The organism is Mesorhizobium sp. Cs1299R1N1 (assembly GCF_037179655.1).
Taxonomy (GTDB): domain Bacteria; phylum Pseudomonadota; class Alphaproteobacteria; order Rhizobiales; family Rhizobiaceae; genus Mesorhizobium; species Mesorhizobium salmacidum.
Window position 1 is genome coordinate 15,256 of record NZ_JAPYKR010000014.1, and the last position, 23,678, is coordinate 38,933.

Genomic DNA, 23,678 nt, shown 5'->3' on the forward strand with positions numbered 1-23,678 from the left:
CTACTTCTTTAATTGGTCGCGTAAGGCTGCGAGCTTGGCGAATGGGGAATCCGGGTCGAAGCGCACCGGGCGCTCCTCGCGCGGCTTGGGCTGGAAGGCGGGCTTTCCGCCCCCCTTGCCGCGATCGGGCCCGTTGCCTTCCGGCCTGCCACCCTTCCAGTCGGGGCGGCCTTCGCGGCGCTCGGGACGCTCGCCTTGCGGGCGGCCGTCGCGACGCTCAGCGCCTTCGCCTTGCGGCTTGGGCTTGAACTTCGAGCGGTCGAAGCGTGGCTTGCCGGCGCCGTCGCGGCGCCCTTCATGGGCGGGACGGTCCGCGGGCGCGCCTGTTGCCGGTGCGCCGGCGGCATCGGCCGTCGCATTGCCTCGGCCGCGCGCCTGTCCGTTCTGCGGGCGGTTGTTGCGGCCGTCGCGATGGCGCGGGCGCTGGTCAAAGCGACCTTGGCGCCACAACAGGATCGGCTTTGGCGCTTCGGCTTCCGGCGCGTGTTCGCCGGCAGCTTCCGCAACCGCCACTGGTTCGGTGGCTTCCGTCGGCGCGGAGGCCTCGACGGTCGGCTCCGCCGCTGCGGCGTTCTCTTCTGTGGGCGCGGCTTCAATCTCGGCGGTTTCAGGTTCGGCCTGCGGTTCAACCGGCGCCGGCTCGACCGGTTCAACGGCGGCTTCGGCTACTTGCGCCTCTTCACCGGCAACTTCAGCCGTGGCTTCCGCCTGTGCTTGCGCGACAGGCTCTGCTGCCGTTTCCGCGATGACCTCGGCCGGAGTTTCGATGGCGGCCTCGGCGGCTGCCGTTGCCGAACCCTCGGCCGCTGCCTCCACGGCCGCATCTACAGCGCCGGCTTCCGTTACTGCGGCTTCCACTGCCGCCTCTTCCGCCGCCTTGGCTTGTTCCGCGCGGGCTGCCTCGTCGGCTGCCTGCTTGGCTGCGGCGGCTTCCCGCGCGGCAGTGTCCTGCGCTTCCAGCCGGGCCTTGACTTCAGCAGCCGGTTTCGGCTCGGCGCGATAGCCTAGGCCCTTGAGGATCTCTTCCATGTCGTCGGCGGTGGCGCCGAGGATCGACATCATCGGCGGCGTCACCATGAAGGACTGGCCGTCATAGGCGCCGTCCGGTCGTTGGCCGAGGCCGGGCTTCCAGTTGGTCGCCGGGCGGATCAGGTCGGCCAGCCGCTCGAGAATATCGATGCGTACGGCGCGGCGGCCGAGATTGCGGTAGCCGGCAAGCTTGTAGAACGCCTTGTCGAAGGCCGGATCGATGACCACCGAGGTGCGGCCCGACGCCAGCGCATGGACGACGTCGCCGAAGCCAGGCTTGTCCTTGCCGTCGTTCTTCAGCGCCCACAGCAAGGTCACCAGTCCGGCGGGTGCCGGCTTGATCATAGCCGGCACGAAGACGTGGTAGGCACCGAAGCGCACGCCGAGCCGGCGAAGTGCCGCGCGACCTTCCTGGTCGAGCGACTTCATCTCCTCGGCGATGTCGCGGCGATTGATGAGGCCGAAATTCTCGACCAGCTGGAAGGCGATGCCGCGGCCGATGCCGGAAATCTGCTCGGCATTCTTCAAGTCGACCAGCGGCTTGAGCAGCGACTCGATCTGGAAATTGACGAAACGTTCGGCGCGCGCGGCGACCTTGTCGCGCGCCGGGCCGGTCAGCTGTTCGTCTGCCAGCAGCACCAGACGCGGCTTCAGCGCGTCCTCGCCCGAAACCAGCGTGCCGATCGGCGCGCCGATCCAGCGCAGCGTGCCGTCCGAACCGAGCGCGAGATCGCCATTGGCGCAGGCGCCGAAGCGCTCCGCGCGTGCCTCGAATTCGGCGGCCAGCGCCTTTTGCGCGGCCGTGCGCACGGCCTTGGCGTCCTCGCCGCCGGCGGTCTGGTCGGCGGTGAAACGGAACCCTTGCAACTCGCCGACATGATGGCCTTCGACAAGGACGGTTCCGGTAGGGCTGATTTCGGCTTCAGGCATGGTATTTTCTCTAAGGCGCCGCATGAGGACGGAAGTCCTGCGGTCTACGAAGCGTTTCGTCAACCGCTCATGCAGCGCATCCGACAATCTGTCTTCGATTTCGCGCGTCTTTTCCCGCCAGTGTGCCTGATCGGCCAGCCAGCCGGGCCGGTTCGACACGAATGTCCAGGTGCGGATCTGGGCGATGCGGTGCGACAGTGTATCGATATCACCCTCGGTGGTGTCGGCGCGGCGCACCTGCTCGGCCATGTAATTCTCGTTGACATGGCCATGGCGGGCGAGATCCATGTAGATCGAGGCGATGAGATCGGCATGCTGGGCCGGCGCAATCTTGCGATAGTCCGGCAGCGCGCAGGCTTCCCACAGCAGCGCCACACGTTTGGCATCGGTTGCGAGCGCGCGGATGTCTTCGTCGCGGGAGAGATGTTCGAGCGCTTGTGCATCGACGGCCGGCAGGGCACGTGTCAGGCCCTCGACCGGGGCGTTGGTTTCGATCGATCGCTTCAGCGCATCGAGGCTGGCGAAATCGAATTGCGCGGTGCGCCATTGCAGCACCTTCACCGGGTCGAAGTCATGGCCCTCGATCTTCTGGACCAGATCCTCGTCGAGCGGATCGACCTGGCCGGTGACGCCAAACGTGCCGTCGCGCAGATGCCGGCCGGCGCGGCCGGCGATCTGGCCGAGTTCGGCCGCCGTCAGATTGCGGTACTGGTAGCCGTCGAACTTGCGGTTCTGGGCAAAGGCGACATGGTCGAGATCGAGGTTGAGGCCCATGCCGATCGCGTCGGTGGCAATGAGGTAGTCGACATCACCCGACTGGAACAGCGCCACCTGGGCATTGCGGGTGCGGGGCGACAGCGCCCCGAGCACGACGGCGGCACCGCCCTGCTGGCGGCGGATCAGCTCGGCGATGGCGTAGACCTCGTCGGCGGAGAAGGCGACGATCGCGGTACGCCGTGGCAGGCGGGTCAGTTTCTTGGAGCCGGCATAGGCCAGATGCGACAGCCGCGGCCGCGTCACCACCGAGACGCCCTTCAGCAGCCGCTGGAGGATGCCGTGCATCGTGGCCGCGCCGAGCAGCAGCGTTTCCTGGCGGCCGCGCAGATGCAGGATACGGTCGGTGAAGATATGGCCGCGCTCGAGGTCGCCGGCCAGTTGCACCTCGTCGATGGCGACGAAGGCGGCATCGGTCTCGCGCGGCATGGCTTCGACGGTGCAGACCGAATATTTGGCGCCTTGCGGCTGGATCTTCTCCTCGCCGGTAATCAACGCCACCTTGTGGGCGCCGACCTTCTCGCAGACGCGCGTGTAGACCTCGCGGGCCAGCAGCCTCAGCGGCAAGCCGATGACGCCGGTTTCGTGCGCCACCATGCGCTCGATGGCGAGATGGGTCTTGCCGGTGTTGGTGGGGCCAAGCACCGCGGTCACGTCGCGGCCCGACAGGATCAGCGGCTCGGTGTGTTTCTGCTGGATGTTCATCGGCTCGGAAATAAGGCTTTCTGGCCTCTCGTGGTCGGGAGCGTGCCTGGACGGCGCGTATGACAGCCGACACATAGGGATTTCGGGCGCGAAGCGAAAGCGGAATGTTCCAACCGGTTTCCGAAGACGTCCGCGTCAGCCCGCAAATCAGCCCCTGCTTAACAGTTGGAACGAGTCTGGAACGAATCGGCGACGAATCGGTGACTCCGTCAGATTCAGCTTTTGTTCACGGCTAGATATGGATTTTGTGACCACGAGTCTCACCACATGCTGAATCGCCGGATTGGCCCGTTTTATGCTAGGCGGGCGTTGCCGTTAATCTTTGCCTGTGAACGATGCGGGAGGATCGGTATGCCCCGCTCAAGGTTCTGAAATCGTTAATCTTTCTGAACTCGATATTAAGGAATAGCAGGCAATCGCGGCCATTAATGTTAACATTGCGCTCAAAGCCGGAACGAATCGGCGACAAATCAGCGTCAGAGGTTTTTTCTCCTTTTGTTCCCCCAATATCTTGTGTTGTGAACAGCTTATCCACCGAGAATCCACAGGCTTGAGCACAGGGTTTCGCACAGGCGCGCTGCCGCCATTAACCTTTGCGTGCCGGATTGGAGCATCGCGCAAGCGAAGCCTTCCGAGGCCTCAGGCGTCATTTGAAAGCGGACCGATTTCCCGGTCCGCTTGTTGGGGGACACGCGTCGATCCCAGCCGTTGGCTGAGGTGAGAAGACGTCTCAGACGAAGTACTGGCCACCGTTGGCGGTGAGGGTCGAGCCGGTGATGAAGCCGGCGTCTTCGGAAGCGAGGAAGACGACGCAGCGCGCGATCTCTTCCGGTTCGCCGAGGCGGCCAACCGGGATTTGCGGGATGATGCGTTCGTTGAGCACTTTCTCGTCTATCGCCTTGACCATCTCGGTGGCGATGTAGCCCGGGCAGATGACGTTGACGGTGATGCCCGCGCGCGCGCCTTCCTGCGCCAACGCCTTCGAGAAGCCGATGTCGCCGGCCTTGGCGGCGGAGTAATTGACCTGGCCGGCCTGGCCCTTCTGTCCGTTGATCGAGGAGATGGTGATGACGCGGCCGAACTTGCGGTCGCGCATGCCGCTCCACAGCGGATGCGTCATGTTGAAGACGCCCGACAGATTGGTGTCGATGACCTCTTTCCACTGCTCGCGCGTGATCTTGTGGAACATGGCGTCGCGGGTGATGCCGGCGTTGTTGACCAGCACCGAGACCGGGCCGAGGTCGGCCTCGATCTGCTTGATGCCGGCGGCGCAAGCGTCATAGTCGGCGACCGACCATCTGTAGACCGGAATGCCGGTCTCGGCCTTGAACTTCGCCGCTGCGTCGTCGTTGCCGGCATAATTCGCGGCAACCGAATAGCCGGCAGTTTTCAAAGCGATCGAGATCGCCGCGCCGATACCGCGCGATCCACCCGTGACGATTGCAACTTTGGTCATGTGTCCTCCCTTTGGTCGGAGGGGCGAATGGGGAGCAGCCAATAGCGAATGGGGATTGATGTCCCGCAGCGCTGAGGCCGTTCTTCCCTATTCGCTCCTCCCTATTCGTTATTGGCTAGGTTAAATCGCTTCGACGCACATGGCGACCCCCATGCCGCCGCCGATGCACAGGGTGGCCAGTCCCTTCTTGGCGCCGCGTCGGCGCATCTCGAAGACCAGCGTATTGAAGATGCGGGCGCCCGAGGCGCCGATCGGGTGGCCGATGGCGATGGCGCCGCCATTGACGTTGACGATCGCGGGATCCCAGCCCATGTCCTTATTAACGGCGCAGGCCTGCGCGGCGAACGCCTCGTTGGCCTCGACAAGGTCGAGATCCCCTGCCGACCATCCGGCCCGTTCCAAAGCCTTGCGCGAGGCGGGAATGGGTCCGGTGCCCATGATCGCCGGATCGACGCCGGCGGTTGCCCAGGACGCTATCCGCGCCAGCGGGGTGATGCCGCGCCTGGCGGCTTCCGCTTCGCTCATCAGCAGCGCGCCGGCGGCACCGTCATTGATGCCGGAAGCGTTGGCCGCGGTCACGGTGCCATCCTTGTCGAAGGCCGGCTTCAGCTTGGTCATGGCATCGATCGTGGCGCCGTGACGGATGTACTCGTCCTGATCGACAACCATGTCACCCTTCTTGCCCTTGATGGTGAAGGCGACGATCTCGTCCTTGAACTTGCCGGCCTTCTGCGCGGCCTCGGCCTTGTTCTGCGAGGCTAGCGCGAACTGGTCCTGGTCATCGCGGGTGATCTGGAACTGGCGGGCGACGTTCTCGGCGGTGTTGCCCATGTGGTAGCCGTTGAAGGCGTCCCACAGCCCGTCCTTGATCATGGTGTCGATCATCTTGTAGTCGCCCATCTTGACGCCGGCGCGCAGGTGCTCGGCGTGCGGCGACAGCGACATCGATTCCTGGCCGCCGGCGATGATCACCTTGGCGTCACCGGTGGCGATCTGCTGCATGCCGAGCGCGATGGCGCGCAGGCCCGAACCGCAAACCTGGTTGAGGCCCCAGGCGGTGGTCTCCTTGGGCAGGCCGGCCAGGATCGAGGCCTGGCGGGCCGGGTTCTGGCCTTGCGCCGCGGTCAGCACCTGGCCGAGGATGACCTCGTCGACCTCGCCCGCCTCGACACCAGCACGCGCCAAAAGTTCCTTGACGACGACGGCGCCGAGTTCATGCGCGGGCGTGGCGGCGAAGGCACCGTTGAAGGAGCCTACGGCCGTGCGCGCGGCGCTGACAATGACGATGGAAGCGGACATTTTCTTCTCCAGACTTCAAGGGTGTTGTTGTGCCGTTGAGGACTTTTCTTGCCCTTTCCCAACCCCAAGTCAAACCGGAAATCGGCATGACGCCCATGCGCCGCAAGCAGGCCAAGTCTCGCCGCCCCGGTGGCCCAGCCGCTGCTGCGCAGCATATTTAGCCTGCCATGCAGCATTATATGATCCCGCAGTGCACAAACTGCTTGGAATTGTGAGGCTTTTGCGCATATCCTCAAAAAGGGCGCAATCGTTACCGGCTGCTTACTCAGGCGTGCCGGTGTCCGGGGAGGATGCAGATGGCCGCAAAAGACGACCCGATCATTATCAAGAAATACGCCAACCGCCGCCTCTATAATACGGGGACGAGCACCTATGTGACGCTCGAGGATTTGGCCGAAATGGTCAAGAAGGGCGAGGAATTCACCGTCCAGGACGCCAAGACCGGTGACGACATCACCCATCCGGTGCTGACCCAGATCATTTTCGAGCTGGAGAACAAGGATGGGCAGAACATGCTGCCGATCCCGTTCCTGCGCCAGCTGATCGCCTTCTACGGCGACCAGATGCAGATGATCGTGCCGAGCTTCCTCGAGCAGTCGATGATCGCCTTCTCAAAGGAACAGGAGCGGTTCCGCGAGCAGATGAAGGGCGCCATCGGCAAGTCGCCGCTGGACGTGATGAAGATGGCGACACCGATCAAGGCGCTGGAAGAACAGACGCGCCGCAACATGGAAATGTTCCAGAATGCGATGCGGCTGTTCACGCCATTTCCGCCTCTGGGCTCGGCGCCCGCCGCGGCTCCAGCCGAACCGGCCAGGAAAGAAACGCCGGAAAAGCCGGACGATCTGCAACAGCTGAAGGACCAGATCGCGGCCATGCAGCGCAAGCTCGACACGATGTCGTAAGCGCATAGCGCTCACGACATTTATGGCAGCAATCCTTCATAGCGGCCGCGCGGCCGGATGATGCTGCCGCTCACGATCTGTTCGACCATGTGCGCGGCCCAGCCGACGCTGCGTCCAAGCGCGAACAGGTGGAACGGTGCATCGCGCGGCAAGCCAAGGCCGCGCGTCAGCACGGCCAGGGCAAAATCTATGTTCGGTTGAGCGCCGGTCGCGGCAATGGCGGCGGCTTCCAGCGACCGCAACGTCTCGTCGGTGTTGTCGAGGCCCGCCAGAAGTGCTGCGGCCCGGGGATCGCCCTCGGGATAGAGCGGATGGCCGAATCCCGGCAGTGGCCGGTCGTGGCCAAGCCAGCGCCGGATCGCGGCATCGGCGCCATGCCGCGCCGCGTCTTCGGCGAGTTGCATCACCGCTTCGCCAGCGCCGCCGTGGCGGGGACCGGACAGTGTCGCCAGGCCCGCCAGCAGACACGCGGCGGGCGAAGCTCCGGTCGAGGCCGCGACGCGGGCCGCGAAGGTCGATGCGTTGAGTTCGTGATCGGCGAGCAGGACAAGGACACGACGGATCGCTTCCGCGCCATCATCGCCCACCGACCAGCCCTGTGCCAATCGCTGGTGCACCGGTTCCGGTCCCGCCATGGCACCGAGGGCGCTGGCCAGAACGCCGATCGCGTGCGCGGCGTCGGCGCACAGCGAGGCAGCACTTCGCCCAAGCGAAGGCCGCGCCTGGCCGGCTAGCAAGGCGAGTTGCGCAAAGGCCGAGGCGCGACCGATCTGGGGCGGTGCATCTGGCGACGGCGCTTCAAAACTGACCGGGCCGGGCAGAGCCCAGAGCAGTCCGGCGGTTTCTTCCAGCGTGGTACGGTCGGACAGCGCAACGGCGTCCCGGCCCCGATAGATGAGGTGGCCGTGCCAGACTGTCGAGATCGCGGTGACGATCGACGGCTCGCCCCAGGCGATCGCGCTTTCGGCAATGGCCGCAGGGCTGCGCCCGCGCGCCCTTCGCGTTGCCAGCGCCGCGATGTCGTCGGCGCGGTATTGGCTGCGGCGCGGGTCGTCCCGGTCCGGGCGCATGCCGATGCGGCCGCGACTGACATAGGCATAGAGCGTCTGCGGCCTCACCCCAAGCCTTTCCAGCGCCTCTTCCCGCGACAACCATTCCGACATATCGGTCCTGATATTGATTCAATTGATCAAGATTGATGCCTATGTTGCCCTGCCTTATCTCCCATCTGGAAAAGCTTCAAGGAGACAAGGCTATGGCGAATGGGCTCGATGACGTGGTGGCGGCCGAAACCGTGCTGTCCGACGTGGACGGTCTGGGTGGCCGCCTGACGATCCGCGGTCATTCGCTTGGGGAGTTGGCAGGGCGATGGAGTTACGCCCAGGTCGCACGCCTGCTGCTGGACGGGTTCTTCGACGATCTGCCTGGCGACGCCGAACTGTCGGCAAGCTTGGGTGAGGCTCGCGTCGAGGTGTTCGACCGGCTCGCGGCTTCGCTGCCCTTGCTGGCACCGCTCGATATCTACAGCGCCATGCGCGCCGGCATGGCCTTGCTGCCGGATGGCGAGACGCTGACGGACGCCTTGCGGCTGCTCGCGGCGCCCGCGGTGCTGACGCCGGCCCTGCTGCGCCTGCAGCGTGGCGAGCAGCCGATCGCACCCGACGGCAAGGCGGACCATGCCGCCGACATGTTAGGGATGCTCAGGGGTTCCGTCCCGTCGCCGGCATTGGCAAAGGCGCTCGACACCTATCTGGTCACCGTCTGCGACCATGGCCTCAATGCCTCGACCTTCGCCACCCGCGTCGTCGCTTCGACCTTGGCGGGCCTGACATCATCGGTGCTGGCCGGCCTTGGCGCGCTCAAGGGGCCGCTGCATGGCGGCGCGCCCGGCCCGGTCATCGAGATGCTCGACGCCATCGCCGCGCATGGCGACGCTGCCGGCTGGCTGCGCGACAAGATCGCGCATGGTGAGCGCATCATGGGCTTCGGCCATCGCATCTACCGCGTGCGCGATCCGCGTGCCGATGTGCTGAAAGCGGTGGTGCGCAAGCTTGGCGGCGAGGGCGATGCCGGCCGGCGGCTGGCTTTCGCCGAGACCGTCGAGCAAACCGCGCTCGACGTGCTTCGGATCGCCAAGCCGAAGCGCTCGCTGCAGACCAATGTCGAATTCTACACCGCGCTGGTGCTGGAAGCGGCGGGATTTCCGCCCGGTGCCTTCAGCAATGTCTTTGCCGCCGGGCGCGTTGCCGGCTGGGTCGCGCACGCGCGCGAGCAGCAGACGACCGGACGGCTGATCCGTCCGCAGTCCCGCTATGTCGGGCCGGTGCCGGGCCTCGTCGCCTAGATTCTCTGTCGGTTTCGAAAATTACGGCCTCTCCGTATTGCAGCGGAGGGGCTTTTCGCATGACCGAAATTTCATGTGATCAGGCGACCGTGTTCGTGTTCTTGCCTTGGCTCGCCCTTATATGCTGCACTGCACCATAGGCCGGCGACAGCTGCTTCCCTCCAATGACGGTGGGGCAGGCCGGCGCATCAGGATGACAGGAACGCCATGACGAAGAACGGCAAGGCGGAGGAAAAGAAGAAGATCAACATCGCCCTCCAGGGAGGCGGCTCGCACGGGGCCTTTTCCTGGGGCGTGCTCGACCGGCTGCTGGAGGATGGCAGGCTGGAGATATCGGCGATTTCGGGCACCAGCGCCGGCGCCATGAACGCGGTCGCATTGGCCGATGGTTTCGTGCGTGGCGGGGTTGAGGGCGCCAGGCGGAAGCTGGACGATTTCTGGCAGGCGGTGGCGGCAAAGGGCCGGTTCAGCCCGGTGCAGCGCATGCCGTGGGATGTCGCCTGGGGCAACTGGTCGATCGAGAACACGCCGGGCTATGTGTTCTTCGACACCATGTCGCGGGTGTTTTCGCCCTATGTCGCCAACCCGCTCGGCCTCAATCCACTGCGCGACGTGGTCGCGCGGGAGATTGACTTCAAGAATGTTCGCGCCTGCAAGTCGATGGAACTGTTCATCTCCGCCACCAATGTCGAGACAGGGCAGTTGCGGGTGTTTTCCGATGGCGAGATCGACCTCGACACGGTGATGGCGTCGGCCTGCCTGCCGCAACTGTTCCGCGCCGTCGAGATCAAGGGGGTGCCCTATTGGGACGGCGGTTATGGCGGCAATCCGGCGCTCTACCCGTTCTTCAAGACGGCGGCGACCGAGGACGTGCTTCTGGTGCAGATCAATCCGGTGGTGCGCGAGGGAACACCAAGAAGCGCCAACGAGATCCAGAACCGCATCGACGAGATCACCTTCAATGCCGGCCTGCTGCGCGAATTCCGCTCGATCGCCTTCGTCAAGGAACTGATCGCCGCCGGCCGCCTGCCGCATGGCGAATATCGTGACATCCGCATGCATCGCATCGATGCCGACGAGGCGTTCAAGGATTTGTCGGCATCGTCCAAGGTCAATGCCGAATGGGCCTTCCTGACCTATCTGCGCGACCTCGGCCGCACCGCCGCCAGCGACTGGCTGGAAGAGAATTACGACGCGGTCGGCAAGCGGGCTACGCTCGATCTCTCGGGCGAACTCGACGATGGGTTCAAGCCGGTACGCGGTCCCGCACCCGGCCGTCGGGTGAAGGAATTTCTCGCCGTGCGCAAGAACCCGGAGGCCGAGCGCCGTCGGGCCTAAATCTGACGGCACAGGCTTCGAGGGGCAGCGTTTGCCGGCAATCGCGGGCGAACATCCGCGGAGCTTCAGCGCGGTTGTTGGCGTGACAGCAACCTTGGCGTGCGGAAGAGCCCTCATCATCCTGACGTCTGCTGCCACTGACGGTCAGGGGCACCGCCCCGGGGCGCTCGTTACCTGCTCACATGCAGCGCTCGATACAGAATTGCGAATGGGACAGATACACCCGGTGTTCCCGCGCCTGCCTCGCGCCGCGGCCGACATCGCACGTGTCAGGGCACGACGATTCGGGACGTTATCGCGTCGGCGCATTGGCATTTGCAGCATCTGGTTTGACTTCGGTGCATTGGGATCGGCAAGCCTGATCCGAAGGGGCTGCCGTGCCTTTTCCTGAGCAATTCCAGGCTTTTGGCTGAGTATCGTGGCGCCGCAGCCATTGTCCCTCGCCGATCGCACTGACGCGGATCGTCGGTTTGTGCCCGAGCTTCAATCAGCGACGTGATGCGGATCGCGACTGTTTTCCGGAGACGGCCCAAGGCGAGCGGGGCTGGTCGTCCCGTAGCCGGCGTTTCAGGGCCTGCGTGAGCCGGCGGGCCGCTTCGTCAAGTAGACTGGCAAGTCACGAAGAACGGTTTCATGGCGGCCACACCTTGTCCGGCTATGCAATGCTGCTGCAACTTTCGGACTATATTGCGATGCAACTTTGATGTAGAAGCGCGCTCGCCGATCACGGCAATTTGAACACGGTCAGGCGCGCACCCATATCGGCGACGCGCCCGCGTCATAAGACGCGGTGCTGGCCGAACCCGCAGTGGAAAAATGACGATGCCTAAAATCAGGTTTCACAAGCTTGCAGCCATTGTTGTGCTCATCGGTTTCGCCGCGTGGATGGCGACAGGCGAGTTCTCGTCGGTCGGCAGTGTAGCGGCCAACAAGGCCAAGGCAGCCGAGGTCGAGCAGGGCAAGGCGCCGGACGCGAGCAAGCCGAAGACGGCGGAAGCCGAACCGAAGGCCCCGCTGCGCACCGTCGCGGTGGTGACGCCGCCTCGCAAGACCTATGCGCGCGCCATTCGCATTTCAGGGCTAACCGAAGCCGACAAGCGCGCGGTGCTGGCAACCCGCGTCGCCGGCGTCATCGACAGGCTGCCGGTCAAACAAGGCGATCACGTCAAGACCGGCGACCTTGTGCTGATGCTCGCCGCCGAGGAAAAGATCTCGATGGTCGACAATGCCAAGCAGCTCGTCGCGCAGCGCCAAGCCGAGCTGGACGCGTCGTTGCGGCTGATGAAGACCGGCAATTTGCCCAAGCTGCAGCTCGACACTGCTCGCTCCAATCTGACCCTAGCGCAATCCCAGCTGGACACCGCGCAGGCCGAGCTCGACCGCAACGAAGTGAAGGCGCCGTTTGACGGCGTCATCGACCGGGTGCCGGTGGAACTCGGCAGCTCCGTCATGCAGGGCGGCGAGGTAGCGACCATCCTCAAGCTCGATCCGGTGATCGCGCGCGGCGAGATCAGCGAGCGCGACCTCGGCTACCTCAAGATCGGTGACAAGGCCAGCGTTCGGCTGGTCAGCGGCCAGACCGTCGAAGGCACCGTGCGCTATATCAGCCGTGACGCGTCGTCGGCGACCCGCACCTTCCGTGTCGAGATCGCCATCCCCAATGCCGATGGCTCCGTGCCGGCCGGCATGACGGCGGAAATCCAGCTCAGCGCGTTGCCGACCGACGCCGTCCTGCTGCCGCGCTCGGTGGTGACGCTCGGCGACAAGGGTGATCTCGGCATCCGCGCCGTCGGCAAGGACAACAAGGTGGCATTCTTCCCGATCGACCTGGTCGACGATACGCCGACCGGTCTCGTGCTCGGCGGCATCCCGGCCGACGCGCGCATCATCGTCGCCGGCCAGGAACTGGTGAAGGAAGGCGATGAGGTCAAGCCGGTCGAGGCCGACCAGGCGACCATCAACAAGCTGATCGGCGAAGCCACCGCCGGGACGCAGTAGCGCGGGGCGCCGGCGCCGGGCCTTGCCCGGCGACAGCATGTCCGTTCGCCTCTCCCGAAAGCAACAGCAGGCATAAGTCATGGATATCGTCAGACTCGCAATCAACAATGCCCGCCTGACCATCTCGGTCCTGGTCTTCCTGCTGATTGCAGGCTGGGTCGCCTATCAGTCGACACCGAAGGAAGCGGAACCCGACGTTCCGATTCCGATGATGTATGTCAGCCTGATCTATCAAGGCATTTCGCCTGAAGATTCCGAGCGCCTTCTGCTGCGGCCGATGGAAAGCAAGCTGAAGAGCCTGAAGGGCCTCAAGGAGATGCGCTCGGCCGCTTTCCAGGGCGGCGGCTATGTGCTGGTCGAGTTCCAGCCGCAGACGAACCTGGCGACGGCACTGCAGGATACGCGCTCCAAGGTTCAGGACGGCAAGGCCGACCTGCCGCAGGCGGCCGAGGAGCCGGTCGTCACCGAGGTCAACATTTCCGAATTTCCGGTGCTCGTCGTCACGCTGTCGGGCGAATTGCCCGAACGCGTGCTGGCGGCCGCGGCGCGCGAACTGCGCGACCGTATCGAGGAAGTGCCCGGCGTCCTCGAAGGTTCCCTGCAGGGCTCCCGCGACGATCTGGTCGAAGTCGTCATCGATCCGATGAAACTGTCTTCCTACGGCTTGCAGCTCGATCAGCTGATCGGCGCAGTCGGTGCGTCCAACAGCCTGGTCGCCGCCGGCAACATCGAGGGCTCCCAGGGTAAATACGCAGTCAAGGTGCCGTCGCTTATCGAGAAGCCCGAGGATGTGGCGGCACTTCCCGTGGTTGCCGGTCCCAATGCCGTGGTTCAGGCCAAGGACATCGCGACGATCCGCTCGACCTTCGCCGATGCCACGACGATCACGCGCCTCAACGGCAAGCCGGCCATCGCCATCGAGGTCAAGAAGCGTATCGGCGCCAATTTGATCGACACGCTCACCAAGGTCAGGGAGGTGTCCGACACCTTCGTCAAGACCATGCCCGAAGGCATGCACGTCACCTACACGCAGGACAAGTCGGTCTTCGTCAACCAGTTGCTCGGCGATCTGCAGAACCACGTGATGATCGCCGTCATCCTGGTGTTCATCGTCATCCTCTACGCGCTGTCCGGGCGGGCCTCGCTGCTCATTGGGCTGGCCATTCCGTCATCCTTCCTGATCGGCATCCTGCTGCTGGCCATGATGGGCTACACGATCAACATGATCGTGCTGTTCAGCCTGATCCTGGCCGTCGGCATGCTGGTCGACGATGCCATCATCGTCACCGAGTTCGCCGAGCGACGGATGAGCGAGGGCATGCCGAAGCAGGAAGCCTTCGCGCTCGCCGCCAAGCGCATGGCCGGTCCGGTCATCGCGGCAACGATGACGCGAATCGCCGCCTTCTCGCCGCTGCTGTTCTGGCCGGGGATCATCGGCGATTTCATGAAGTACATGCCGATCACGCTGATCGTCACGCTGTCGGCCTCGATGCTCTATGCGCTGGTCTTCGCGCCGACGCTGGGGGCGATCTTCGCCAAGGCGCCGCAGCATCACGAGGATGGCAATCGCGACGGCTGGTACATGGCTGTCGTCAAGCAGGCAGTACGCTTCCCCATCACCGTGATGGTGCTGACCGTCGTCTTGCTGGCCGGCATCTTCGTTGGTTATTCGAAGTACGGAGCCGGCGTCGAGTTCTTCCCGAGCGTCGAACCCGACTACGGCCTGCTCTATGTGCATGCCCGCGGCAACCTTTCGCTGGCCGAAATGGATACCGCGACCAAGATTGCCGAAAACCGGCTGCTCGGCTGGCCGGGCGTGAAGTCGGTCTATACCCGCGTCGGCAAGTCCGAGGGCGGCGGCCAGGATGTGCCCGAAGACGTCGTCGGCGTCATCCAGTACGAATTCATCGATTGGCGCGAGCGCAAATCGGCCAACGATATCCTGAACGACCTGCGTGGCGTCATGGCCGGCATTCCCGGCGTCGATGTCGAGGTGCGCGTGCCGGAAGCCGGCCCGCCGACCGGCAAGCCGATCCAGATCAGGCTTTCGGCCATCGACCCCAAGGGATTGGACGAGAAGGCGCGCGAAGTCGCCGCGCGTATCGCCAAGGTGCCCGGCGTCATCGACATTTCCGATGGCTTGCCGCCGCCCGGCGTCGATTGGGCACTCGAGGTCGACCGGGCCAAGGCTGCCCAGTATGGCATCAGCCCGACCTCGGTCGGGACGGTGGTGCAGCTCGTCACCAACGGCCTGAAGCTTTCGGAATACCGGCCTGCCGGTGCTGACAAGGCGGTCGACATCCGGCTGCGCTTGCCGGAGGACCGGCGCACGCTGTCGACGCTCGACGAGCTCAGGGTGCAGACCTCGCAAGGATCGGTGCCGATCTCGAACTTCGTCGCGCGCAAGGCGAAGCCGAGCGTCGGCATCCTCAACCGCATCGACGGCGCCCGTACCGTGGTGGTGCAGGCCAACGTTGCCGCCGGCGCCCAGGTCGCCGCCGTGCAGCAGCAGGTTACCCAGGCGGTCACCGACATGAATCTCGGCAGCGGCATCCGCTGGAAGCTTGCCGGCTCGAACGAGGACAGCGCGGAGGCCAGCGCCTTCCTCAGCAAAGCCTTCGGTGCCGCTATCTTCCTGATCTTCCTGGTGCTGCTGGCGCAGTTCAACAAGTTCACCAGCGTCTGGCTGGTGCTGTCCTGCGTGGTCATGGCGACGATCGGCGTGTTCCTCGGACTGCTGATCACGGGCGAGACGTTCGGCATCGTCATGTCGGGCATCGGCGTCATCGCGCTGGCCGGCGTGGTGGTCAACAATAACATCGTGCTGATCGACACCTATGACCGGCTGCGTGAAGAGGGCTGGGACAAGATGGACGCGGTGCTGCAGACCTGCCGCGAGCGTGCCCGCCCGGTCGTGCTGACGGCGGTATCGGCCATTCTCGGCGTGCTGCCGATCGCCTTCGGGCTTGGGCTCGAAATCTTCCATCACGAGACGACGATCAACGCGCCGTCGACGCAATGGTGGATTTCGCTGTCCTCGGCGATCGTCTTCGGCCTGTCCTTCGCCACCATCCTGACGCTGGTGGTGACGCCGTCGATGCTGATGGTGTTCACGCGCGCCAAGGTCAAACCCGGTGCGCGGCGCGGCTGGTTCAGCCGCCTGTTCCGGCGCGGCAAGGGCGAGATCTCGTCGGACACGCCGGCAGCGGATGCAGGCGCCGAGCCGGCAATTGCCTACCCGAAAGCCGCCGAATAGACAGGCTTGCCGATCTGACTGGCAAAGGCCGCCCGGAACAACCGGGCGGCCTTTTGCATTTTCCCCAAGGCCGATGCCACGCATCGTCTCCGAAGCAACGCAGAGCGGGGAATTTGTCATGCCGATCAGCACCATCCTCATCATCGTCCTGATCCTTGTCCTCATCGGAGCGGTGCCGGCCTGGCCACACTCGCGATCCTGGGGCTATGGACCTTCGGGCATTGTCGGTGTGGTGCTGGTGGTGATTCTCGTGCTGGTGTTGATGGGACGGCTCTGAGCGGCTGTTGCCGCTGGCCGGCTTGGCCGCGACGAGCCTCAGGCTGCTTCCGCGGTGCCATTTACGGTAGCGATGCCGATATCTTCGAGAGCCTCGGCGACCGCCTGGTCGAGCGGCGTGTGGGGGATTTCGCCGATGATGCCTTCCAGCCGCGTCGAGGCCAGACGGTGCGGCTCGAAGCGCAGGTATGACATCGAGACTATCTCGCGCCACATCGCCACGAACGGGCTGCCGGCGCGCAGCACCCACCAGGGCATGGAAGTCATCTTGAGCTGATGGCCGATGGCCTTCTCGGCGGCCGCCTTGATCTGAAGATCGGTGACTGCGTGTCCCGGAAAGTTCAGCGCCTCATAGAGGCCGAGCTTGTCGAGATTGCGGGCCAGCGCGACGAAACCGACTGCGAAGTCCGGGAGATAGGCCCATTCATGCACGAGGTCGGACGGACCAGGCGCGGTGTAGATGCCCTTGTTGATCTTGGCGGCGACGATCTGGTCAAACCAGGAGCCGCTGCCGGTGCCACCGAAGAAATCGCCTGCGCGCAGAATAATGGTGCGCACGCGGCCGGCCTCGGCCTCACGGCGGAACAAATCCTCCATGGCGCAGCGAATGCGGCCCTTTTCAGCGGTCGGGTGGAAGGGGGTGTCTTCCGTGATCACCGCCGGCATTGGCGAGCCGTAATTGTAGACGGTGCCGGGGAAGAGGTGCAGCGCGCCGTTGGCATGGCAGGCGGCCATGACATTTTCTGCCATCGGCAGGCACTTGCCCCAGTCGGTGTAGATCGGGTTGAGGCCGTTGAAGATGATTTCGACGCCCTCGGTGGCCTGGATCAGCGATTGGCGATCCAGCGCATCGCCGGCAACAGCCGTGGCGCCCTTAAGCTCAGCCGGCACCTTGCCGGTACGGGTGACTGCGCGGACGTCGAAGCCGGCGTCGATGAAGGCCTTGGCAACCACGCGACCGAGCCGGCCATTGGCGCCGAGAATTGCGATCTTGGTCATTCTTCGTCTCCTTGTTCGTTTGAAGTGCGGGGATTCGTTTTGGAGTGCCGGGGTTTGTTTTGAAGTGCGGGTTTGCCGTGAAGCGACGGGACAAGCCCGCCGCTTTCTGGATCTTCCGAGGACCGTCGTTCAGCGGCTGCCGAAGAGGTCGCGGTTGCTGCCCGGTATGACAGGCTTCTGATTGGTCGGCTCCGATTCGCTGATCGAGGTCGTGGTCGTATTGTCGGTGCCGGCGACGGCCGGCTGGCTGGCATTGCCCGAGCCAAACTTGTCGCTGCCGGCAAAAGCGGTGCTGGCGGCGATGAGAAGGGCAGCGGCGGTGAGTGCGATCTTGGTCATTGGATTACTCCTGGTTGGTTGTTGCAGTCCGTATCGGTGTTTGCAGGGTGAATATGATTGATTCATCAATGAATTGAAATTGACTATGAATGCAGGTTTGATATTCATTATTGAATGGATGACATCGACTGGAACCTGATCAAGAGCTTTGTCACCGTGGCGGAAACCGGCAGCCTGTCGGCCGCGGCGCGAAAGCTGTCGGCAAGCCAGCCGACGCTTGGACGTCACATCGGGGAGTTGGAACAGGCGCTCGGCGTCACGCTTTTCCGGCGCGGGCGAAACGGCTACGCGCTGACGGAAGCGGGAGCCACGCTATTCGAACGCGGCAAGGTGGTGAGCGAACAGGCTAGTGCCTTCTCACGGCTCGCGCTGGGCTCGGTCGAGGCGATCGAAGGCACGGTGCGGATTGCCGCCAGTGAAGTGGTGGCCGCCTATGTGCTGCCCGACATGACGGCGCGGCTCGGCATCGAGGAACCCGGCATCGAGGTCGAGATCGTTGCGTCGAACCAGGTCGAGAACTTGTTGCGCCGGGATGCCGACATTGCCATCCGCATGGTCAAGCCGGCGCAGAACGAACTGGTGGCGCGCAAGGTCTGCGATATCCCGCTCTGCGCCTGCGCGGCCATCTCCTATCTCGATGGGCGCGGCCGTCCCATGGGGCCGGCCGATCTCGTCCATCACGCCCTGATCGGCTTCGATCGCAGCGACGAGATGATCCGAGCCTTTTCCCAATATGGTATCCCGGTCACCCGAAGCAGTTTCCGCTTCAGGGCCGACAATCAGACCGTGCTCTGGGAAGCGGTGCGGGCGGGAAACGGCATTGGTCTTGGCCAGGAGCCGCTGGCAGACCGCGATCCGCTGGTGGAAAAGGTGTTGCCCGGACTGCCATTGCCTGCTCTCCCGATATGGCTGGCCATGCATCGCGACGTGCGCGGCAGCGTGCGCATCCGCCGTGTGGCCGACTTTCTCCATGAGGAATTGAAACGTTATTCGGCGGGCGCGGCATCCGGAGCGAATTCGGCGCGGTGAGCCAATCCGGCCATCAGCAAGACGACGATAAGCAGAACCGCCATGGCGATGAAGATCGGGCCGAAGCTGGAATGCTCGGCGACGAAGCCGATCGCCGACGGCGCCACCAGAATGCCGGAATAACCCATGGTGGTGACGACGCTCATGCCGGTGCCCGACGACATGCCTTCCTGGTTGCCGCCGGCCGAAAAGATGATCGGCACCATGTTGGCGATGCCGAAGCCGCACAACGCAAAGGCTGATATGGCGAGCCAGGGCGAGGGCGACAGGCCGGCGATCAGCATGCCGGCGGCCGCGACGATGGCTGAGCCGCGCAATGTCATCACCGCGCCGAAGCGGTTGCGGACGCCATCGCCGAAAAAGCGCATGATCGCCATGACGCCGGAGAAGGCCGCATAGGCAAGGCCGGCGACGGCGAGGTCGGCGCCGAGTTCCTGCCGCAGATAGAGCGCCGCCCAATCGAGCACCGCGCCCTCGGAAATCATCGTCAGCAGGGCCATCAGGCCGATCAGGTAGACCAACGGATTTGCCGGCAGGGCGAATTTATGATGCTCGGCCGCCTGCGGCTTGTTTTCGGCCACGATATGGGGCACCGCCGCCGCGATTGCCGCGAAGGCGAGCGCGGTCACCACCGAAGCATGGGCGAGGTGGCCATAATTCTGGATGGCAAAGCCGCCAAGGGCGCCGCCGGCGAAACCGCCGAGGCTCCAGAAGCCGTGCGACGAGGACATGATGGCGCGCCCCAGCCGCCGTTCCACCACCACCGCATTGGCATTCATGGCTACATCCATGCCGCCGATCGAGCCGCCGAAGATGAACATGGCGACGGCCGCCAGCGGCACGTCGGGCGCCAGCGCCACGACCAGCAGGCCGAGGCTGCCGCAGAGACCGAACCAGCGCAGCACGGTGCGCGAGCCATGTTTGGAGATCAGGTGGCCGCACCATGTCATGGCGGTGACCGCGCCGGCCCCGAACAAAAGGATCAGCAGGCCGAGCGTGAATTTCGAGATGTCCAGCCGCGTCAGGAATACCGGAATCTGTGGCGCCCAGCTGCCGGTCAGGAAGCCATTGGCGAGGAAAATGGCCGCGACTGCCCATCGGCCGCGAATGGCAGTCTGCATGGCGTTCGGCGCGTTCATGAGGCGAATCCGGTCAGAAAATGGCTTTGCGCGGCAAATTAGATCGATTCAATTTTCAGTCAAGCGCTCTTTCGGGAAAGCATTTGGGCCAAACGGACTCAGTGATCCTTGGGACGCCTGGCTTCGAATTCCGCCTTCTTGGCATCCGAAGCCTCTGTCTGGTTGAGCGCCTGCCACTGCGCATAGGGCATGCCGTAGACGATCTCGCGCGACTGGTCCTTCGAGAGATCGACACCCTCGGCATTGGCCGCCTCGCGATACCAGTTCGACAGGCAGTTGCGACAGAAACCGGCGAGGTTCATCAGGTCGATATTCTGCACGTCGCCGCGTTCGCGCAAATGCTCGACCAGCCGGCGAAAGGCAGCGGCTTCGAAGTCGCGCTTCTTTTCGTCGCTGAGTTCGGTCATCGAAACCTCCATCATAGCGGCCCGGTACGCGAGCCGAACATCTTTACCGCATGTATATCGGGACGGCGGTCGATGGCGTCAACGATCGGCGCCAGCCGTTCGGCCCAGGCGCTGGCGCCCTTCTGGTCCGCTATCAGGTCCTGGCGGATTTCGATCAGCGCATGGGCATAGCCATTGACGATGGCGTGCTTGAACATGGTGTCGCCGTGCAGAGCGCCGTCATACGGTTCGTTGTCGCCGACGATGAGGTCTTTGTCTTCAGCCAGCATGTCGATCAGCAGCCGCGCCACCCGGTCGTCCTTGTCCCAGAGGATGCCGACGTGCCAGGGCCGCTGCTTGCCTTGCATGGCAGGCGTGAAGGAGTGCACCGAGAAGATGAAGGGCGCCTTGCCGGCGGCTTGCGCGACCGATGCAATCATGGCGCCGATCGCATCGTGATAGGGACGGTAGAAGCGATCAAGCCGCCTTTCGCGTTCCTCCGGCGCCAGGGGATAATTTCCCGGAATAATGGTGCCGTCGTAGAGCTGGCGAATGAGGGTTGGATCGTCCTCGCCGCGATTGGGATCGATCAGCAGCCGTGAGAAATTGGCGAGCACCGCAGGCGCATCCAGCAGGGCCGCCAGTTCGCGCGTCACGGCTTCGACGCCGATGTCGTAAGCGATATGGCGCTCGAATTCGACCGACGGCAGCCCCAGGCTGCCATAGTCCTCCGGCAGGTCGCGGCGGGCATGGTCGGCCAGGAGCACGATGCCTCGCTTGCGGTCGCCCTCGACGATATCGAATGGCGCGAAAACTGTGGATCGGGTCATTGGCGGGAAATGGGCTGTTCGCTGGCTTCCGGGGAGGGTGCTATCGTCATTCCACGAAGACGACGCGTGCGCAATGCCGTTGTTTGGCCAAGGTTTCCGCTGAAATCTGGCAAGGGGCGACGGATCGTGCGCCGAGAGCCTTCCTAAATCGATTGGATTGGTTGAAACGGTGCGTTGACATGCGCCCGGACTTTTCCGAAAAGGGGCGCAGAGAGATGCTGATGTGGTTCTTGAGGGGTTTTGGAATGGGTTCCGCCGGCAGGCAGCGCATGCGCTCCGGCTTCGCCATGCCGCTCCTGATCCTGACCGTCGGCGTGTCGGCTATGGTCATGGCCTCGCCGGCGCGCGCCGATTTCCGCGTCTGCAACGCCACACAGAACCTGGTCGGCGTCGGCATCGGCTATCGTGCCAAAGCCGGCTGGATCACCGAGGGCTGGTGGCACATCGAAGGATCGAGCTGCAAGACGTTGATCGAAGGGCCGCTGTCATCAAGGTTTTATTATCTTTATGCAGAAGACGCGGAGCGCGGTGGACGCTGGGACGGCCCGATCAACATGTGCGTGGCTGAAAAAGAGTTCAAGATCGCCGGCGTAAGCGACTGCGTCGCCCGAGGCTTCCAGCGCGCCGGATTCCAGGAATATGACACGGGCGAGCAGGCAAGCTGGATGGTCCAGCTCACCGATGAGCCCGCAACGGGAGGCGCCCCAGCCGCCCCGGGAACGAATAGTCAATGAGACGTAGCCGCAAGGTCAAGATCCTAGCCACAATCGGTCCGGCCTCCTCGTCCGAGGAGATGCTGCAGAAGCTGTTTGAAGCTGGTGCGGATGTCTTCCGCATCAATATGAGCCATACCGATCATGAGCTGATGCGCACGCTGGTCGCACGCATCCGCGCCGTCGAGGAAAAAGTCGGCCGGCCGATCGGCATCCTGGCCGACCTGCAAGGTCCGAAGCTGCGCGTCGGCAAGTTCGCCAACGGCAAGGAAGTGCTGACGCTGGGCCAGACGTTCACGCTTGACGACAATCCCGAGCCCGGCACCTCGACCAGGGTCTACCTGCCGCATCCTGAAATCCTGAGTTCGGTCGAGGCTGGCCATCGCCTCCTGATCGACGACGGCAAGCTCGAGCTGAAGGCGGTGAAGAGCGACGGCAAGTCGATCGCCTGCACCGTCATTGCCGGCACCACCATTTCCGACAAGAAGGGCGTCAGCCTGCCCGACACCGACCTGCCGGTCGGCGCGCTGACCGAGAAGGACCGCAAGGACCTCGACGCGGTGCTCGCCACGGGCGTCGACTGGGTTGCGTTGTCCTTCGTGCAGCGGCCGGAAGACTTGGCCGAAGCGCGCAAGATCGCGCGCGGCCGCGCGCTCATCATGGCCAAGATCGAAAAGCCGCAGGCCGTCACCCGCCTGGCCGAGATCATCGAATTGTCCGACGCGCTGATGGTTGCCCGCGGCGATCTCGGCGTCGAGATGCCGCTGGAAGCCGTGCCCGGCATCCAGAAGCAGATCACGCGCGCCGCGCGCCGCGCCGGCAAGCCTGTGGTGGTCGCCACCCAGATGCTGGAATCGATGATCACCGCCCCTGTGCCGACCCGCGCCGAGGTCTCCGACGTTTCGATCGCCGTCTTCGAAGGCGCCGACGCCATCATGCTGTCGGCGGAATCGGCGGCGGGCGCTTATCCAGTCGAGGCGGTTGCCATGATGAACCGCATCGCCACCAAAGTCGAAACAGATCCGACTTATGCCGGCATCATCAACGCACAACGTTCGGAGCCGGAAGCGACCGGCGCCGACGCCATTTCGCTGGCCGCCCGCGAAATCGCCGAAACGCTGAAACTGTCGGCGATCGTCACCTACACGGCATCAGGCACCACCGGCCTGCGCGCCGCGCGCGAGCGCCCGCAAGTGCCGATAATCGCGCTGTCGCCGATCGTCAACACGGCGCGGCGGCTGTCGCTTTTGTGGGGCACGCATTGCGTCGTGTCGCCGGACGCCACTGATCTCGATGACATGGTCAACCGCGCCTGCCGCATTGCGCTGGAAGAAGACTTTGGCAAGCCGGGCGACCGGGTCATCATCACCGCAGGCGTGCCGCTGCGAACCCCGGGATCGACCAACATGCTGCGCATTGCCTATGTCGGATCGGAAACCGGCCGGTAATCGGCCGCCAGCCTGGTCGCGATGCTGAGCGCTCCTGCCGCGGCTTCCGCGTGGTTTCTTCGCTGGAGAAACCGCCGCGCGCGGGGGATAGGATCGTACAGATACTGATCCGGGCCCAGCATCTTTCGCGGGTTGAGCTCGGTGGTATCGAGCAGATCGAAATCGACCTTCGCAATCGTGCAACGCCATCCGGCGTTCCGCGAGGCCCAGCCCCTTTCATGGTGTTCGAGCAACCGCTCTCGCGCGCAATAGCCGTGATAGTCGAAAGCGATCAGGCCGTCCGTCACTTAGATATGGTTTCCTGAAAAGCCTTCGTCAGGAATGATCCGTTCGCCGTAAAATCCCTCCACAGGCGGATGCTTGAGGAAGGTGCCGGCAAGAATGGCGCATGCGCCGTGCCCGAAGAAGATGCGATCCGGCAACGCCCACCGCTTTTCGGGATTTCTCTTTATGCCGTGTTTCAGGATGTACATGCCGCTCAGGTC

Annotated in this window: 19 protein-coding genes and 1 pseudogene; 9 read left to right on the forward strand and 11 right to left on the reverse strand. The window is 64.1% G+C overall.

From position 1 onward, the window contains the following. From O7A70_RS26565 to O7A70_RS26580, 4 genes are all read right to left on the reverse strand, one after another. On the reverse strand, positions 1-3,438 hold the full coding sequence (locus O7A70_RS26565) for a helicase-related protein (protein WP_337143018.1): 3,438 nt from the start codon (positions 3,436-3,438) through the stop codon (positions 1-3). A 298-nt stretch (positions 3,439-3,736) separates the two neighbouring features. Further along, positions 3,737-3,973: a hypothetical protein gene (locus tag O7A70_RS26570; RefSeq protein WP_337143019.1), complete on the reverse strand. Its 237-nt coding sequence runs from the start codon at positions 3,971-3,973 to the stop codon at positions 3,737-3,739. Positions 3,974-4,168: 195 nt separating this feature from the next. Beyond that, positions 4,169-4,894: an acetoacetyl-CoA reductase gene (gene phbB, locus O7A70_RS26575; protein ID WP_027141832.1), complete on the reverse strand. Its 726-nt coding sequence runs from the start codon at positions 4,892-4,894 to the stop codon at positions 4,169-4,171. Between the two features lie 120 nt (positions 4,895-5,014). Continuing rightward, positions 5,015-6,193, reverse strand: a complete 1,179-nt coding sequence (locus O7A70_RS26580; protein ID WP_337143020.1) for an acetyl-CoA C-acetyltransferase — start codon at positions 6,191-6,193, stop codon at positions 5,015-5,017. A 296-nt stretch (positions 6,194-6,489) separates the two neighbouring features. Here O7A70_RS26580 and phaR point away from each other — a divergent pair, with 296 nt between their 5' ends. Further along, positions 6,490-7,098, forward strand: coding sequence for a polyhydroxyalkanoate synthesis repressor PhaR (gene phaR, locus O7A70_RS26585; RefSeq protein WP_337143021.1), 609 nt, complete (start codon positions 6,490-6,492; stop codon positions 7,096-7,098). Positions 7,099-7,118: 20 nt separating this feature from the next. Here phaR and O7A70_RS26590 read toward each other — a convergent pair whose 3' ends face one another. Next, positions 7,119-8,261, reverse strand: a complete 1,143-nt coding sequence (locus O7A70_RS26590) for a citrate/2-methylcitrate synthase (RefSeq protein WP_337143022.1) — start codon at positions 8,259-8,261, stop codon at positions 7,119-7,121. A 92-nt stretch (positions 8,262-8,353) separates the two neighbouring features. Between O7A70_RS26590 and O7A70_RS26595 the strand changes: the two genes are divergently transcribed. The 5 genes from O7A70_RS26595 to O7A70_RS26615 all read left to right on the forward strand — a co-directional run bounded on the left by O7A70_RS26595 (position 8,354) and on the right by O7A70_RS26615 (position 16,311). Beyond that, positions 8,354-9,442, forward strand: coding sequence for a citrate synthase/methylcitrate synthase (locus tag O7A70_RS26595; protein ID WP_337143023.1), 1,089 nt, complete (start codon positions 8,354-8,356; stop codon positions 9,440-9,442). Between the two features lie 207 nt (positions 9,443-9,649). Beyond that, entirely contained in the window at positions 9,650-10,780 is a 1,131-nt protein-coding gene (locus tag O7A70_RS26600; protein WP_337143024.1) for a patatin-like phospholipase family protein, read from the forward strand. A gap of 822 nt (positions 10,781-11,602) precedes the next feature. After that, a complete protein-coding gene (locus O7A70_RS26605; RefSeq protein ID WP_337143025.1) occupies positions 11,603-12,778 on the forward strand; it encodes an efflux RND transporter periplasmic adaptor subunit in 1,176 nt (391 codons plus the stop codon). Between the two features lie 79 nt (positions 12,779-12,857). Next, a complete protein-coding gene (locus O7A70_RS26610; protein WP_337143026.1) occupies positions 12,858-16,034 on the forward strand; it encodes an efflux RND transporter permease subunit in 3,177 nt (1,058 codons plus the stop codon). A gap of 118 nt (positions 16,035-16,152) precedes the next feature. After that, entirely contained in the window at positions 16,153-16,311 is a 159-nt protein-coding gene (locus tag O7A70_RS26615; RefSeq protein WP_337143027.1) for a DUF3309 family protein, read from the forward strand. Positions 16,312-16,349: 38 nt separating this feature from the next. Here the strand turns inward: O7A70_RS26615 and O7A70_RS26620 are convergent, their stop codons facing one another. Together O7A70_RS26620 and O7A70_RS26625 are read right to left on the reverse strand one after the other, a co-directional pair. Further along, complete coding sequence (locus tag O7A70_RS26620) at positions 16,350-17,309, reverse strand: SDR family oxidoreductase (RefSeq protein WP_337143028.1); 960 nt, start codon at positions 17,307-17,309, stop codon at positions 16,350-16,352. A gap of 129 nt (positions 17,310-17,438) precedes the next feature. Continuing rightward, the gene (locus tag O7A70_RS26625) at positions 17,439-17,648 is read right to left on the reverse strand and encodes a DUF680 domain-containing protein (protein ID WP_027141841.1); all 210 of its coding nucleotides are present in this window, start codon (positions 17,646-17,648) and stop codon (positions 17,439-17,441) included. 114 nt (positions 17,649-17,762) lie between these two features. Between O7A70_RS26625 and O7A70_RS26630 the strand changes: the two genes are divergently transcribed. Continuing rightward, positions 17,763-18,677, forward strand: coding sequence for a LysR family transcriptional regulator (locus tag O7A70_RS26630; RefSeq protein WP_337143029.1), 915 nt, complete (start codon positions 17,763-17,765; stop codon positions 18,675-18,677). Here the strand turns inward: O7A70_RS26630 and O7A70_RS26635 are convergent. The 3 genes from O7A70_RS26635 to O7A70_RS26645 form a co-directional block, all read right to left on the reverse strand. After that, the gene (locus tag O7A70_RS26635; RefSeq protein WP_337143030.1) at positions 18,635-19,816 is read right to left on the reverse strand and encodes an MFS transporter; all 1,182 of its coding nucleotides are present in this window, start codon (positions 19,814-19,816) and stop codon (positions 18,635-18,637) included. The genes O7A70_RS26630 and O7A70_RS26635 overlap by 43 nt on opposite strands. Positions 19,817-19,914: 98 nt before the next feature. Next, on the reverse strand, positions 19,915-20,223 hold the full coding sequence (locus tag O7A70_RS26640) for a DUF1244 domain-containing protein (RefSeq protein WP_140509032.1): 309 nt from the start codon (positions 20,221-20,223) through the stop codon (positions 19,915-19,917). A gap of 11 nt (positions 20,224-20,234) precedes the next feature. Continuing rightward, complete coding sequence (locus O7A70_RS26645) at positions 20,235-21,032, reverse strand: N-formylglutamate amidohydrolase (protein WP_337143031.1); 798 nt, start codon at positions 21,030-21,032, stop codon at positions 20,235-20,237. A gap of 287 nt (positions 21,033-21,319) precedes the next feature. Here O7A70_RS26645 and O7A70_RS26650 point away from each other — a divergent pair, with 287 nt between their 5' ends. Together O7A70_RS26650 and pyk are read left to right on the forward strand one after the other, a co-directional pair. Continuing rightward, the gene (locus O7A70_RS26650) at positions 21,320-21,766 is read left to right on the forward strand and encodes a DUF1036 domain-containing protein (protein WP_245262044.1); all 447 of its coding nucleotides are present in this window, start codon (positions 21,320-21,322) and stop codon (positions 21,764-21,766) included. Then, complete coding sequence (gene pyk / locus O7A70_RS26655) at positions 21,763-23,193, forward strand: pyruvate kinase (RefSeq protein WP_337143032.1); 1,431 nt, start codon at positions 21,763-21,765, stop codon at positions 23,191-23,193. Before O7A70_RS26650 ends, pyk begins: the two co-directional genes overlap by 4 nt. Here pyk and O7A70_RS26660 read toward each other — a convergent pair. After that, a pseudogene (locus O7A70_RS26660) lies at positions 23,166-23,666 on the reverse strand (hypothetical protein). The gene pyk and the pseudogene O7A70_RS26660 sit on opposite strands and share 28 nt — an antisense overlap. Positions 23,667-23,678 lie beyond the last annotated feature (12 nt).